Genomic DNA, 14,530 nt, shown 5'->3' with positions numbered 1-14,530 from the left:
TTTTGACCCACCGCAGCTGTGTTCAGCCCACCGTTTCCCTGGGCTGATAGGTTCTGCTCATAAGCTTGCCATCCCGCACATAGAACTGCCGGTTGCGGCATTCCTCTTCAATGGTGGTTTCGTGGGGTCCAATGCGCAGCTTCACCCCGGGGTAAAAGGTGCGGGCGCCGATTACCCCTTCTTCGCCCACAACCAAGGTGGCCACCCCCATCCCCTGGGAGCCCACCGTTTTGGCGTAAATGGCGGACTGGGCTGTATAGGATCCGCTGCGGCACTGCCCGGCCATCCTCAGGGTGTTCCCCGCCACCACCTCGCAGTCGTAGGCCAGGGGCCCGGTGATGGCGACGCTTCCTGTAGCTTCGATTTTGGCGTTCTGGCAGTAATGCACGCTGATATCAGCCTCTGATTCCAGGCACTCTTCCAGCCTGGAGGTGAGATCCTCCATAAGCTCGCGGTAGCGTTCCACTTCGGAGGCACCCTTGATTTCCAGGGGCGCTGCCCCCAGGAATCTGTCCGCCAGAAAGCGCAGGACCGCCAGGGATTCCAGGAAGTCCTCCCCGCACGCCTCCGCGGCAGCCCCGGTCAGAAGCTCCTTCAGCTCAGCCCAGCGCTTAGGCACATGGGCCAGGCGTGTCTCCAGGAGCAGCTTGAAAAGATAGCCATCCCCCCGGCCGTGCACGGCGCCGGCCTCTGCCTTCAGCTGCCCCTTCAGCTGCCCAAAGGCCGCCAGCAGCTGCTCCAAATCACGATCCAGCCGGCGCAGAAGCTTGACCGCCTTGGCCAGCCCGGGCTGCTTAGTCCCCGCGGCCACGGTGCCGCCGATCAGCTTGCCGGCAATCTTCACACCGGTATCGGAAAGGACAGTGGCGTGGTAGACGCTGCCGTTGATCTCCACCATCCCGCCTGCCTTAACGGTGAGGGACTCCTGCACATCGCCGAAGACCACCACATCCCCCCGGAACTCCACATGGCCGGTGGAGACATCCACGTTGCCGTCCACCACCAGCTGCGGGTTGACCTGCAGCTGGCCTCCCCTGAAGATGGGCCGGCCGGTGATTTCGGCAACAGCCACACTTCCGTCCCGGATCAGCTTCACGCCGGGACCGGCGCTAAAGCGCGGCGGCCGGGGTGCCCGGGGCTGCACTTCCCTGCCGTAGACGTTCATCCCGGGTTTCCCGGGAACGGGAGGGTGGATATAAGCCAGGACATCCCCGGCATTCACTGCGTTGAAACGGCCCCGGTCCAAAACGTCCACCCGATCCCCCGACTGGACACTGGGCACCCTGGACTGGAGCTGGCACACCAGCTCCACCCGGCCGTCCACGGGAGGAAGCGGCCGTATGCCCTGGGCCACCACTACTTCCGCATCACAGCACCCCAAGCAGGCTTTGATCACCTGCTGAGTATCGATGAACTCGGCCTTAACCCCCGCCCGCTGCAGCTCCGCCAGAACCAGCCGGGGATCGATGGGCTTGGCGGGCAGGGTTCCTGCCGGTTTGGACTTGATCACCAGGCGCTGCTGGAAATCCGCATCGCACAGTTTGAACACCGTTCCCGGACGGAACTTGGTTTTCAGGATCACTTTCATTTTGTCCCGGGAAACGGTAAGCTGGTACTCACTTACTGGCGGTTGATACCCCACGGTGATGGAGATGTCCTCCACGCTTTCCAGCACCGTGGGCTTGGTGAGGAGCCTCTCACCCTGGCGCACCTCCACGCCGGGGCCGGGCACCAAGACGGGCCAGGCTCCCCTGCCCCGCGGTTCCCGCATCAAAAGCCTGCCCCCCATAACCGCCAGGCGGCCATTCCTGATCCGCTGGGCGCAGCTCAGATGGCACCGAGACCTGTTTTTCGGAACTTTCCCACTCTTCAAATACCAAATTCGCTAAAAAGTCTGCTGCTGACATACCCCAACCCCCTAGGCATAAAAAAAACGCTTTCCAGCCAGGCGACTCGAAAGCGTGATCAGCATTCTCAGGCGCAACTGGCTGGCATACACAGACTTGTGCTTAGCCCCTATAGCTTTGCGTCCCATGATTTCTCATGGTTTGCCAAATATTCAGATGTTTCTGCCCCAGCCCGCAGCGGCACCTGTTCGTGACTGGAGGCACAATCGAACATTTACCACCAAGGGCAGATTATACGCCACCTTTATTAACAATAAAGGTAACTAGTGCAATCATATGTAAAGAAGGAAACGAGCCCTCAGAGGCGCTGCCCGCAGTAGGGACAGTAGCTGTACGACCTGTGCAGCTGCACCCCGCAGTGGGAGCAGAACCTCTCCGCGGGCTCCGCGCACCTGAGATCCGCGGAGGTGATGGTCACATCCTGCCCCTGCTCGATGCGGCGCCCCACCTCTTCTGCCAAAGCACACGCCCGCTGGCAGCAGCGGGTGCGGAGGAAATAACGCTTGTTCCACTTCCAAACCGGGATGAAAAAAACATGGAAGTAGGTGTACGTCCGCAAAACTTCATAGCGATCGTAGGCCCCACACACCGGGCAGGTCACACCTGACACCGTCTTGATGGTCTCATCCTTGGTCTGCACTCCGAAAATGCCTATGAAAAACATCTTCCCTATCTCCTGCCTACATTGTATACCAACGTTTGCATAGACACAACCCATTTTACAAAAAAATAGCGGGCCGGCGCCCAAGTGCCCTACCCGCGCAGGGAGGGACGGAAAAGGCAGGCAAAGCGCTTTGCATGACACTCGTCATGAGTGTTCTGACACTCCTGCCAAGTCCGTCCCGTGCCAATAGCCTGCCCCGCCTCCAGCGGAATATGCTGTAACTTTCTGGCAGCTGCTCCCGCCCCCTCCGGGTATGCGGTTCGCCCCGCTCCAGTATATATTACCAGGAGGCGGTGGCTGTGTATGTGGTGATCCTGCGCAGGCAGTGGCTGTTTTGGCTGCCGGTGGCCTTCTTTCTGCTCCTGGGGGCCCTGTTCACCGGCCTGGCCTGGCTGACCGGGCCGTACCCTTTGCCAAGGCTGGGACTGCCCGCTGCTGCCCCGGACTTGGCCTGGAGTCTTTTTCCCGGGCAGCCCTTGGCCCAGGTTGTTTTAGGTCAGCCGGAGCAGCTCCGGGAAAGGCTGAAACGGGGCGAGCTGGACTACCTGGTGGAATTGGAAAAGCCGGATCCGGCTTTGGTCAGCTGGCAGCTGGGCTGCCTGGTTCCCGCGGTGGTTGTGCCCTTTTTTGATCCCCTGGAAGCGCTGGATCTGACCGCTTTCACCCATCTGATCCAGTCCAGCCCCGAAAAGATCCTGGTCTCCCAGGCCCTGGCCCTGCCGGGTTTTCCCTGGTGGGACCAACCGGTGCGCTATCTGCCATCCCCCCAGGTGATCCAGGAGCTGCAGGAGGGACGGGGCCGCCTGGGGGTGATCCTCCTCCAGGAGAGAAAACCCGCGGTGCGAATTGTGCCGCTAAACGGCGTAGACCCCAGGCAGTGCCGGGCCGACCCTCTCGCTTACCCCTTGACCCGCGCCCTCTACCTGAGCCGGCCCCCCAAGGGCTTCGCCGGCCAGCTGCGGGACTGGGTGCAGAGCCGGTTGAAAAACCCCTTAGATGCCCTGCGCCTGGCCGCGCAGCGTTCCGGGCACGCCCATCCTTGGGCAGGGGAAATCAGCTTGGTGGCGGCAGGTGATATCATGCTCGATCGGGATGTGAAAAAGGTGGGGCTGGAAAGGGGCTGGGAGTACATCTTCGCCGAAGCGGCCCCCGCCCTGCGGGAAGCTGACTTGAGCTTCGCCAACCTGGAATCGCCCCTGGGGGATCGGGGACGCTTCATCAACATGTTCCAGGCCCCCCCGGAGGCAGTGGAAGGGCTGGCTTTTGCGGGCCTGGATGTGGTGTCCCTGGCCAACAACCATGCCCTGGACTACCACCACGAGGGCCTCTTGGAGACCATGCGGCTTTTGAGGGAATACGGAATCGACTGGGTGGGGGCGGGCCGCAGCCTGGAAGAGGCCCGCGCTCCCCTGATCAGGGAAGCGGCAGGTGTCAAAATCGGCTTTTTGGCCTATACAGAGATGTGGTTTGTCTATGCCCGGGAGCCCATCAGCTGGAGGGCCACCGCAGATGAGCCCGGCGTGGCCCCGGCGGAAATAGATCTCATAGTGGAAGACGTGCAGAGACTCCGCTCCCAGGTGGATGTGGTGGTGGTCAGCATGCACTGGGGGAAGGAGTATGTGCACGAACCCACCGAGGAGCAGAAGCGCCTGGCCAGGGCAGCGGTGGATGCCGGCGCGGATCTGGTCCTGGGCCACCATCCCCACGTCCTCCAGGGGCTGGAGTTTTACCAAGGGGGAGTGATCGCCTACAGTCTGGGCAATTTCGTCTTCGATCTCAACCGGCCCGCCACCTGGGAAACCATGCTGCTGGAGTTTACCCTGTCGGCCCAGGGAGTGCGGGATCTGACCATTGTCCCCGCCTACATCGCCGGTGTGCGGCCCCGGATCCTGGAAGGTGCGCATAGAGAGGCGGTCTACCAGCGCATCAGGGAGTATTCCCTGGGGCTTAAGTGATCCTGCCGCAATCCGGTTCTCCATTCCTAGCTCACCCGCGCAGCCCGGGGAATATACTACCAGTGCTAGTTATCAGAGAGGAGGTAAACCTCTATGTATCCCACCCACCAAGGCTTTCCCCGGGTACCGAAACAGTGTCCACCAGGGTTCACAGGAAGATACACGGTAGTGCAGGGGGACACCATGTTTTTCATCGCCCAGCGCTTTGGCGTTTCCCTCAACGCCCTCATCGCCGCCAACCCCCACATCCCCAATCCGAGCCTGATCTTCCCAGGGGATGTGCTCTGCGTTCCCCCACAGTCCCCGCCGCCTCCGCCACCGCAAAGGGATCCCTGCCCCTGCCCCGTTTCGCTCAAAGACTTCATCAACCGCTTTGTAGAGGTGACCACACCCTGCGGAGTGGTGTCCGGCAAACTGGTTTTCGTAGGTGAGAGCTCCATCACCCTCCAGGAGGGCAAAACGGATCATCCCATTGTGGTGCGCTGCCGGGAAATCTGCTTTGTCAGGATTCCCAGATACGGACCGAGGGAGGAGTAGCCATGGGCCAGGAATGCTGCCGCTGTCCGGAAGGATTGGTGCCCTTTCTGGATCGCAAAGTGACCGTGTACACCAAGTGCGGGGAGATTACAGGCTTCCTCAGAGCCTTCGGGGAGAGCTTTATAGAAGTCGAAGAAACGGATCCCAGACTGGATCTCACCATCATCCAATGCGCCCAGATCTGCCACATTCGCCTAGTACGGACGTAAGGCATAACTAGCGGCCAGGCTGAAAGTTCAGCCTGGCTTAAATCAAGCCCTGCAGAAAGGCCCGGCGCAGCTCGGGGTCGAATTTCTCGATGGCGTAGCGCAGCATGGTGCGGGGCATGCGCCGGTAGTGCTCCCGCAGAAATGCATATTCCACCTGGAAGTCCCGTTTGCCGATTTCCCTGAGCATCCAACCCACGGCCTTGTGGATGAGATCGTGCTCATGATCTAAGAAGAACTCGGCCAGCTGCAGCGTCTCGGCGAAGTCGCCCCGGCGGATGAAATAGAAGGTGGCGATTACCGCAAGGCGCTGGCGCCAGAGGTGTCCCGAACGGGCCAGCTCCCAGAGGACACTGCGGTCCCGATGGTAGAGGTACGCCCCGAGGATCTTGTCCGCGGAGGCATCCACCAGGTCCCAGTTGTTGACGAAGTCAGCGTTGGCCAGGTAGAAGTGGACGATTTCCCGGCGCTCCTCCGGCGTCTCGGCCTTTTCGAACTTGTAGACCAGCATGGCCAGGGCAGTGAAGCGGTATTCGTGGATCTCGTCCTGAAGCAGCGCTTCCAGCTCCTCCAGGGAGATCTGGCGGTAGAACTTCCTGGCTGCCCGGCGCAGGTGGGGCACGGTGATCCCCAAAAAGCGGTCCCCTTCGGCATAGCCTCCTGGCCCTGTCTGAAAGAACCTGGGCATAAACTCTGCCTTTTCGGGGTCGATGTACTGCTCAAGCTCGCGTTTGATGGCATCAATCATCATCTGCTTTCAGCTCCTTGATCCCGGCCATCCGCTCCCTGACCTCAGGCGGGAGCTCGTCTTCCAACGAAGCCCGGCGGATCCGCTGCCGGCTGCGGTAGGCCCCCTCCGCCTTGGCCCGCACCGTTTCCAGCTCTTCCTTCAGTTCCCGGGCGGAAAGGAGGGCGCAGCCTGCGCTCCTGATGATCACCTGCTGCAGGGCATCGCTGGTGGCCACCACAATGTCGTGTTCACCCTTGTGTTCGTGGGCGAACTTCTCGATGTATTCATCCGCGGTCTGGGCCCCCTTGGTGAACACCACATGGATGTTGTGGTAATCCACCACCTCAGCCACAGTGCGGTGCTCCACCTGGTAGGCATCGAAGACCACGATAATCCTGTTCTTCTTCAAAGCCTGATAGCTGCTGAGGGCATCCAAGAGCCGGATGCGGGCCAGATCCATATTCTCCTGGGCCAGCTCCTGCAGCTCCGGCCAGGCGTAGATCACGTTGTAGCCGTCCACCAAGAGGTACTGCTCCCGGGGTTCCGCCTGCGGCACCGGGGCGATCCGCCCCCTTCTGCCTCCGGCTGCCCTGCCCCGCTTCCAGCCCTTCTTTTTCCCCCGGTTGGCGGCTGTATCCCAGTAACCCCAGTCCACATAGTCGTCCTCCGGGGCCCGGGTCGGAGCTGGCTTTTTCCCGGCATCTACCTCAGGGGCGGGCTTTTCTTCCTCCAGGAAGGGTGCGCCGTGCATGCGGCGCTTCACTTCCTGCCAGGGCACATACACACCGCTGCCGCCCAGGAAAAAGATGGAACCGGTGGGGTTTTCCACGTCCCGCTCCGGGTCATAGCCCAAGGCGGCGATCACTTCCTCCCCGTTGTGGCAGGGCCGGTAGCCCTCCACGCTTAGGGCCAGGCGGCCCAAGCCCCTGGTATAGGCGGCCACTTCCCTGTGGTAGTTGCGCATGGTGACCACGGGCGCTCTGCCCACCAGCACAGCCATCTCCCCCCGGGGCGGTGCCAGTTCCCACACGCCCTGCATTTTCTCGAGATCGCTCATGGCCCGACCCACCTGCTTATCGGGGACCTCTAGCCGGAAGGAATAGTACGGCTCCAAAAGGACACTCTTGGCCTGCATAAGGCCCTGGCGCACCGCCCGGTAGGTGGCCTCACGGAAGTCTCCCCCTTCGGTGTGGGTCTTGTGGGCCCTGCCCCCCACCACCGTGATCTTCAGATCGGTCAGGGGGGAGCCGGTCAAGACGCCCAGATGGGTCTTCTCCTGGAGATGGGTGAGGATCAGTCGCTGCCAGTTCTTGGCCAGAATGTCTTCACTGCAGTCGAGGGCGAACTGAAGGCCGCTGCCCCGCTCACCGGGCTCCAAAAGCAGCTGCACCTCTGCATAGTGCCCCATGGGTTCAAAGTGGCCCACGCCCTCCACCACGTCGGCAATGGTTTCCTTGTACAAAATGCGCCCCTCGTCGAAGTGCACCTCCACGCCGAAGCGCTCCAAAATCAAGCTCTGGAGGATCTCGGTCTGCACTTCCCCCATGAGCTGCACCTGGATTTCCCGGAGCTGTTCAGCCCACACGATGCGCAGGGCCGGCTCTTCTTCCTCCAGCTCCTTGAGCTTGGGAAGCATGGTAGCGGCCTCGCAGCCCGGGGGCAGGATCAGGCGGTAGGAAAGGACCGGTTCCAGCACCGGGGGCCCAGCTCCGCTCTCCAGGCCCAAGCCGTCGCCGGGCCTAGTGAGGGTGGGGCCCGTTACCGCGCAGACCGCCCCGGCCCCGATTTCACTCACCACCTCGTATTTCTCCCCCGAGTAGAGGCGGATCTGGTGCACCTTCTCCTCCCGGCCGCCGCCGTGGGGGGCAACCACATCCCGCACCTTAAGGCTTCCTCCGGTGATCTTCAGGTGCGTCAGGCGGGTCCCCTGCTCATCCCGGGAGATCTTAAACACCCGGGCCCCAAACTGGGCTGGGTAGTCCGGCGCCTGGGAGTAGCGGGCCAGGCCCTCCAAAAACTCCTGCACGCCCTGGAGCTTGAGGGCGGAGCCGAAGAACACCGGGAACACCCTGCGCCTGGCCACTGCTTCCCGGATGCTGCCCGGGGCAATGCTGCCCGCGGCCAGGTACTCCTCCATGAGCCCCTCATCGCAGAGGGCCACCTGCTCCAGGACATCGGGGGCGCCGAAGTCCACACAGCAGGGATCCAAAGCATCCCGCAGCTCCCCCAGGAGCGCCTGGCGGTCAGAGTGGGGCTGATCCATCTTGTTCACAAACAAAAACACCGGGATCCTGTACATAGACAAGAGGCGCCAGATGGTGGCAGTGTGGCCCTGCACCCCATCCGCGCCGCTGATTACCAAAATCGCGCAGTCTAAAACCTGCAGCGTCCTTTCCATCTCGGTGGAAAAATCCACGTGGCCCGGGGTATCCAGCAGCGTAAACTGGGTACCCCCGAACTCGAAGATGGCCTGCTTGGAAAAGATGGTGATGCCCCGCTCCCGCTCCAGATCGTGGGTGTCCAGATAGGCATCCCCCTTATCCACCCGGCCCAGCCGCTGAATCCGGCCGCTCAAGTAAAGCATGCTTTCAGATAGAGTGGTTTTCCCCGCATCCACGTGGGCCAAGATGCCCACGACGATTCTCCGCATTGCCCAAACCTCGCTTCAGCAACTCACACGTTCCTTTCTTCTAATGGTATCAGCTGACCACCCCGGTGGCAATGCTCAATTCCCCAAGCTGAAGCTGCGGTCACGCAGTGCTAGCTGCCTGACACTTCCTCCTCCGCATATTCCAACAGGTCCCCGGGCTGGCACTCCAGCGCCCTGCAGATGGCCTCCAGGGTGCTGAAGCGGATAGCCTTGACCTTGCCGGTCTTCAGGTTGGATAGGTTCACTACGGAAACCCCCACCGCTTCCGACAGGGCCGTGAGGGACATCTTCCGGTCCGCGAGCACGCGGTCAAGTCTCACTATGATGGGCATGGCAACCTCCTACACCGTCTGATCCATTTCTTCCTGCAAATAGCCGCCGTAGTCGAACACCCAGGCCAGGATGAGGAGGAGCAGGCCTGTGAACGCCAGCTTCAGATCGGGCGTGTAGAGAATGGAAAGCTCCGAAAGGTTAAACGTCCTGATCATCTTCCAGGCCACGAAGCTGTTGGCCCCGGGGATGAGAAAGGCGGAGGCAAGCACCGCTCGGCCGATCTCGTGGATCCGCTTAGAGTTACCCCGGTAAAAGGGTTTTTGGGCCGCCACCGTATCCATCACCTGCCTCAGGCGCCGCAGCAGGTAGAGGAAAAAGAGGACGTAGACCGCCGCCCCCAAGGCGATGCTCCGGAAGAGGCCCCGCAAGCTGCCCCCTGCCACCTGCTCCGGATCCGGGTGGTAGCGGATGATCCCGTTGAGCTCAAAGGTGAACGTGTAGCGGGCGTAGCGCTCGGCGGCGAAGTAGCGGTCGGGCCCGAAAAGCGCAAACAGCCCCAGGAGCACAACCAAAAGGAGGGCCGCGATCCCCGCCCAGTAAAACGCCTTGAGCACCTTGTTTACTGTCTGGGCAAACTTGATGTTTGTCCGCACTTCAGTTCCCTGCACTGTCCTAACCTCCCTACAGTCTCAGTTAGGTACAGCATAGCACATCGCTTTATGTTAGTCAATAACTGTTTCATGTTTCTCATTAAACTTTTTATGGTACACGATAAATGAACGGGAAGTGGGCCGCCCTGCCGCAGGGCAAAAAAAAACGGCCCGAAGGCCTAGATCACTCCCGGGGCACGGGGTCGTAGTGGATGATCAGGTGGATGTGATCCTCTTCTAGAAAGCGCCTTTCGATGGAGTCGATGATCTCATGGGTAACCAAGGGGTCTTCATCCCCTGGCATCTCCACATGGGCGCTCACATAGCGCCGCCCGGGCCCGTAGTCGTGGACGATCAGATCGTGGATGCCCAGCACCTGGTGGTGGCGGCCGATTTTCTCCGAGATGTAGTCCACCAGCTCAGGCGCGGGGGCCTCCCCCACCAGCTGGCTCACGGTCTCCTTCACCAGTCCCCAGCCGCTATGCACGATAAAGAGGGCCACGATCACGGCGGCCCAGCCATCGAGCTGCAGCCCCGTCCAGCGGAAGAGCAGGGCGCTGAGGAGCACCGCCCCGGTGGCCAGGGCATCGTTCCTGCTGTCCGCGGCCACTGCCTTAAAGGCCGAAGAACCCATCCGCCGGCCTAGACGGCCGTAATAATAGGCCATCCAAGCCTTGACCAGGATGGACAGGCCCAAGACCCCAAAGAGCAGCGGACTGAGCTTCAGGGGTGTGGGCCTGAGGATCTCCCCAACACCGCTGCGGGCCAGCTCCACGCCGACCACCATGATCAACACCGCGGCACCCAGGCCCGCCAGGTACTCGTAGCGGCCGTGGCCGAAGGGATGCTCCGCATCGGCCTTCTTCGCGGCCATCTTAAACCCCGCCCAGGTGATGATGGACGCCGCCGCGTCCATGAGGTTGTTCAGTCCATCGGCCACCGCGGAGACGCTGCCCGACAGCACGCCGGCGGCCAGCTTCAAAGCCACCAGCAGCAGATTGATGCCCACACCCAGGCGGCTGGCGGAACTGCCCACCTGGTGGCGCACCCCCGGATGCACCGTCTCTCTGCCTCCACCACCCATCTCATTCACCCGCTTCCTCCCCCCGGGCAGCAATGAGCTGCAGCAGCTCCCTGTGGATCAGGCCGTTCGTGGCACAGACGCTGCGGCCCAGGGGATCGAACTTCTCTCCAGCGCAGCCCGTGACTGCACCCCCCGCTTCCAGAACCATCAGCCCGCCTGCGGCCAGATCCCAGGGCTGCAGGGAGAGCTCCCAAAAGCCGTCCAGCCGCCCGGCGGCCACCTGACAGAGATCCAGCGCCGCCGCCCCCAGGGAGCGCACCCCCTGGGAAGCCTTGTTCACCCGCTGGAACTGGGCTCCGTTGTCCCGGCGGCTGGTGGCCACATCATAGGGGAACCCCGTGGCCAGGAGACTGGCAAGCACGGTCTCCGTCCGGGAAACAGCCAGGCGCCGGCCGTTGAGAAAGGCGCCTCTCCCCTTCTCCGCGGCAAAGCATTCCCCCCGGATGGGATCGTAAACCACTCCCAAGATCACCTCGCCCCCCTCCACCAGGGCCAGGGAGGTGCAGAAGTAAGGAAAGCCGTGGGCGAAGTTGGTGGTGCCATCCACGGGGTCGATCACCCACAGATAGTCGCCGGTACCCTCCCTGCGGCCCCCTTCTTCGGCTAAAATCCCGTGCTGGGGGAACCTGCGGCTGAGCTCCCCCACGACAAATTCCTCTGCTGCCAGATCGGCGTCGGTAACCAGGTCAATGGCCCCTTTGGCCTGCACAGATACACCTTCCCGCATCTTCTGCAGGAGAATCTCTCCCGCCTGGCGAGCTATTTCCTCCACTACCTCGAGCTTGACCAACAAAACAAACCTCCTATTTCCCTTCCTTGAGCATGCGCCAGACCGCCAGCAGGAAAAACACAAAGGTGGTACCCACAAGTACCGCAACGCTGCCCGCGGCGCTGAAGATGGCATCGCCGAATCTGAACATGATTCCGAAGTCCTCCTGGAAGCTAGTGAGCACCGCCTCGGGGGCGCCGGCAAAGGTTTCCGCCAGGGGGACTTCCATCATCACCTGCCTAAAGAGGACCGCGGCGTGGGAGATGGGAAACAGCTTGACCGCTGTTTGGATCCCGCTGGGGAGCATGCTGATGGGCACGTAGATGCCGGTAAGAAAGCCGGAGAGCGTGCCGATGACGGTGCTGGCCACCGCAAAGGCGTTGGGCGTTTTGATGAAAGAAACAAGAAAGGAGATGAAAGCCCCACTTGTGACAGAAGAAAGCACGATCAGGCCCAGAGTTTTCAGCACCGCCGCCAAGGTCAAGAGCTTGCCGCCATTGGCCCAGATGAAGACCTGGGAGAGGACAAAGGCCAACGTGGTCAGGACTATTCCCACCGCCACCGAGGCCAAGAGGTAGCCGCCCACGATGGTGCTCCGCTTCAAGGGGGCGCAGCGGAAATCCTTGGCAATCCCCTTGACTTTGTCATCCACCAGCACACCCGCGGCCCCCAGAGTTGTGGTGAGGGAAGTGACGGCCAGAAGGCCCGCCATGGTCCAGCTGTCCATTAAGAACTCCGCTCCGGGAATATGCTCCAGGCCCCTAGTGAGGGTGCTGCGCAGGAACGCGGCGTAGAGGCCCAGCACGATGAACACCGCCAGCAGGGAGAAAAAGACGGAGGCCCGATCCCGGAAAAAGACCTTCAGGTTGCGCTGGGCAAAGGCGATCACTGGTCCTGCTCCTTCCCGATGATCTCCAGAAAAGCCGCGTCCATGGTGCCCTGGAGCACCTCAAAGCTGAAGATGTGCTCCCGGCAGCGCTCCACGACGGGCAGGGCATCCAGGGTGCGGCCCAGGGTGATGGTGTAACTGTCGGCCCGCCGCTGCCAGCTCACCCCCGCCTCCCGCAGGATCCCCTCCAGCGCCTGCGGGCTGTCTGTGTAGAGCCTGAGCTGATCCGCGGCGTAGGCCTCCTTGAGCTGGGCAGGGGTGCCCCTGGCCGCGATACGCCCTTGGTTGATCACGACCACATAATCGGCTTGGGCCGCCTCCTCCATGTAGTGGGTGGTGAGGAAAACGGTCATCCCGGTTTCCAGCTGCATGCGGCGGATGAATTCCCAGACATCCCGCCTGGTCTGGGCATCCAATCCCGTTGTGGGCTCGTCGAGGAACAGAATCTTCGGCCGGTTAACCAAGGCCCTGGCCAGATCAGCCCGCCGGCGCTGGCCGCCGGAGAGGGTGCCGTAGCGCTGATCGAGAAAATCCAAGGCCGCGGCATCCCGGGCCGCCTGCTCCACCGCCTGGCGGAGCTTCGCACCCTTGAGGCCGTAAAAGCTTCCCCGGAAGAGCAGATTCTCCCGGACGGTGAGCCGGTCATCCAGGACGCGGTCCTGGAACACCACCCCGATGGAGGCCCGGATCTGCTCATCCTCCCGCCCCAGGGTGAAGCCGCCGATGGTCACTTCCCCCTGATCCTTTTTCAGCGCGGTGCTCAGGATCTCCACGGTTGTGGATTTACCTGCTCCATTGGGCCCTAAAAAGGCAAAGAGCTTGCCCCTTTCCACATAGAAGTCAAGCCCCCTCACCGCCTGGATCTGGCCGTAAGACTTGACCAGCCCCCGCACTTCGATCGCCTTCTCCATACGGCACCTCCTTGCCTCAAGGGGCAGGGTCAATTCTGCCGTGATCGTAGAAATACTTCATGACCAAGATGGTGATGGGCAGGGCAAACAGCCCCACCACCCCAAAGAGCTTCACGCCGACATACATGCATAGCAGCATCACTATGGGGTGCAGCCCGATCTGCTGACCCACAAGTCTCGGTTCCACCACGTTGCGGATCACGGTGATCACCACATAGAGCACCAAAAGGCCTAATCCCAAGTACAAATTGCCCTGCAGCAGATTGAAAATACCCCAGGGGATGAGGATCGCCCCGGTGCCCAACACCGGCAGAATATCCACCACCGCGGTGACGGCGGCGATGGGCAGGGCGTTGTTCACCCGCAGGATGGAAAGGCCAATGGCCACTTCCGTAAAGGTGATCAGCATGATCAGAGTGTAGGACTTGATGTACTTCCCCAGAATATTGGTGGAAAAGGTGCGCAGCTCGCCGGTGAGTCCCCGCCACCTTTCCGGCAGCAGATCCCGGAGGAAATCGGTGATCAGGTCAAAATCCATGGCGAAGAACACCGAGGAAATCACCGCCAGCACGATCCCCAAAAACATCCTGGGAACCAAGGACACCGCGGAGGTGATGGTGGCGATGGCCAGGGACGAAACCTCCGAGACCACCTTACCCAGGGACTGGGACAAGGTTACGTGGAAGTCCTCCAGGAACTGGGCCAGCGTTAGGTCAAACCGCACCATGATCCTTTCCACGGCGGCAAATAAGCCCATAAGCACCGGCTCAATATCCCGGGAATACACGGCGGGCAGCCGTTCCACCCAGTCCTTCACCCCGGCAAAGACGCTCATGGCCAGCCAGAACATGAGGACGCCCAAGACAAGGTAAAAGACCAGCACGAAAAGGACCGCGGCTAGCTTTTTGGGCAGCCTGAGCTTGGCGGCGAAGAAAGTGATGGTCTTCTGCAGCATAAAGGCCACGGCAAAACCCACTAGAAAGGGAGCGACAAGGCCCAACAGGTACTTAATAACTATGTAGGCTATGCCGATGATAATCGCAAAATAGGCGGTGTTGATAACGAACTGACTGCGGTTCTCGGTGGACATGGGCTCACCTCTTTCATCTAGTTTATCAAGATGCTAAGGCGGTTACAATCCTTTTTTCACGGGCCCTTCTGCCCGGCAACTTGTAGAATTAAGTGAAAGAAAAGCTCACGGCTCTCTGATACAATGTAAGGGTGCAAAACCAAATCATTGTTCAGGGAGGAGCCATGAGCTACGTTCATTGTACCAGAAGAAGAAGAAAAGGAAAACACCTGGAT

Annotated in this window: 14 protein-coding genes and 1 riboswitch; of the genes, 3 read left to right on the top strand and 11 right to left on the bottom strand. The window is 61.1% G+C overall.

The window, feature by feature from the left end; translation table 11 throughout:
- Nucleotides 1-22: 22 nt before the first annotated feature.
- Both ACE4YL_RS07150 and ACE4YL_RS07145 read right to left on the bottom strand, forming a co-directional pair.
- The gene (locus tag ACE4YL_RS07150) at nucleotides 23-1,771 is read right to left on the bottom strand and encodes a DUF342 domain-containing protein (RefSeq protein WP_461365082.1); all 1,749 of its coding nucleotides are present in this window, start codon (nucleotides 1,769-1,771) and stop codon (nucleotides 23-25) included.
- A gap of 205 nt (nucleotides 1,772-1,976) precedes the next feature.
- Nucleotides 1,977-2,063: riboswitch (cyclic di-GMP riboswitch) on the bottom strand.
- Nucleotides 2,064-2,205: 142 nt separating this feature from the next.
- Complete coding sequence (locus tag ACE4YL_RS07145) at nucleotides 2,206-2,571, bottom strand: zinc ribbon domain-containing protein (protein ID WP_461358615.1); 366 nt, start codon at nucleotides 2,569-2,571, stop codon at nucleotides 2,206-2,208.
- 299 nt (nucleotides 2,572-2,870) lie between these two features.
- Here ACE4YL_RS07145 and ACE4YL_RS07140 point away from each other — a divergent pair, with 299 nt between their 5' ends.
- From ACE4YL_RS07140 to ACE4YL_RS07130, 3 genes are all read left to right on the top strand, one after another.
- Nucleotides 2,871-4,526 (top strand): CapA family protein, encoded by a 1,656-nt coding sequence (locus tag ACE4YL_RS07140; RefSeq protein ID WP_461358614.1) that lies wholly within the window; start codon nucleotides 2,871-2,873, stop codon nucleotides 4,524-4,526.
- A 93-nt stretch (nucleotides 4,527-4,619) separates the two neighbouring features.
- Nucleotides 4,620-5,063 carry a LysM peptidoglycan-binding domain-containing protein gene (locus ACE4YL_RS07135; RefSeq protein ID WP_461367211.1) on the top strand — a complete coding sequence of 148 codons (444 nt, stop codon included), beginning with the start codon at nucleotides 4,620-4,622 and terminating at the stop codon, nucleotides 5,061-5,063.
- Nucleotides 5,064-5,065: 2 nt separating this feature from the next.
- The gene (locus ACE4YL_RS07130; RefSeq protein ID WP_461358612.1) at nucleotides 5,066-5,272 is read left to right on the top strand and encodes a hypothetical protein; all 207 of its coding nucleotides are present in this window, start codon (nucleotides 5,066-5,068) and stop codon (nucleotides 5,270-5,272) included.
- Nucleotides 5,273-5,309: 37 nt separating this feature from the next.
- Here the strand turns inward: ACE4YL_RS07130 and ACE4YL_RS07125 are convergent, their stop codons facing one another.
- From ACE4YL_RS07125 to ytvI, 9 genes are all read right to left on the bottom strand, one after another.
- Entirely contained in the window at nucleotides 5,310-6,020 is a 711-nt protein-coding gene (locus ACE4YL_RS07125; RefSeq protein ID WP_461358611.1) for a DNA alkylation repair protein, read from the bottom strand.
- Entirely contained in the window at nucleotides 6,010-8,649 is a 2,640-nt protein-coding gene (locus ACE4YL_RS07120) for an NYN domain-containing protein (RefSeq protein WP_461369439.1), read from the bottom strand. The genes ACE4YL_RS07125 and ACE4YL_RS07120 overlap by 11 nt, the downstream gene beginning before the upstream one ends.
- A gap of 110 nt (nucleotides 8,650-8,759) precedes the next feature.
- Nucleotides 8,760-8,981, bottom strand: coding sequence for a helix-turn-helix domain-containing protein (locus tag ACE4YL_RS07115; RefSeq protein WP_461358610.1), 222 nt, complete (start codon nucleotides 8,979-8,981; stop codon nucleotides 8,760-8,762).
- A 9-nt stretch (nucleotides 8,982-8,990) separates the two neighbouring features.
- Entirely contained in the window at nucleotides 8,991-9,590 is a 600-nt protein-coding gene (locus ACE4YL_RS07110) for a DUF2975 domain-containing protein (RefSeq protein ID WP_461358609.1), read from the bottom strand.
- Between the two features lie 166 nt (nucleotides 9,591-9,756).
- Complete coding sequence (locus ACE4YL_RS07105) at nucleotides 9,757-10,656, bottom strand: cation diffusion facilitator family transporter (protein WP_461360082.1); 900 nt, start codon at nucleotides 10,654-10,656, stop codon at nucleotides 9,757-9,759.
- 1 nt (nucleotide 10,657) lies between these two features.
- On the bottom strand, nucleotides 10,658-11,449 hold the full coding sequence (locus tag ACE4YL_RS07100) for an inositol monophosphatase family protein (RefSeq protein ID WP_461358608.1): 792 nt from the start codon (nucleotides 11,447-11,449) through the stop codon (nucleotides 10,658-10,660).
- Nucleotides 11,450-11,459: 10 nt separating this feature from the next.
- Nucleotides 11,460-12,314, bottom strand: coding sequence for an ABC transporter permease (locus ACE4YL_RS07095; RefSeq protein ID WP_461358607.1), 855 nt, complete (start codon nucleotides 12,312-12,314; stop codon nucleotides 11,460-11,462).
- A complete protein-coding gene (locus ACE4YL_RS07090; protein WP_461360080.1) occupies nucleotides 12,311-13,225 on the bottom strand; it encodes an ABC transporter ATP-binding protein in 915 nt (304 codons plus the stop codon). Before ACE4YL_RS07090 ends, ACE4YL_RS07095 begins: the two co-directional genes overlap by 4 nt.
- A gap of 16 nt (nucleotides 13,226-13,241) precedes the next feature.
- Nucleotides 13,242-14,315 carry a sporulation integral membrane protein YtvI gene (gene ytvI / locus ACE4YL_RS07085; RefSeq protein ID WP_461360081.1) on the bottom strand — a complete coding sequence of 358 codons (1,074 nt, stop codon included), beginning with the start codon at nucleotides 14,313-14,315 and terminating at the stop codon, nucleotides 13,242-13,244.
- Nucleotides 14,316-14,530 lie beyond the last annotated feature (215 nt).

It is taken from the genome of Candidatus Darwinibacter acetoxidans (assembly GCF_041936445.1).
Lineage (GTDB): Bacteria > Bacillota > Limnochordia > Darwinibacteriales > Darwinibacteriaceae > DTU010.
This window is presented reverse-complemented; position numbering and strand designations above follow the sequence as displayed.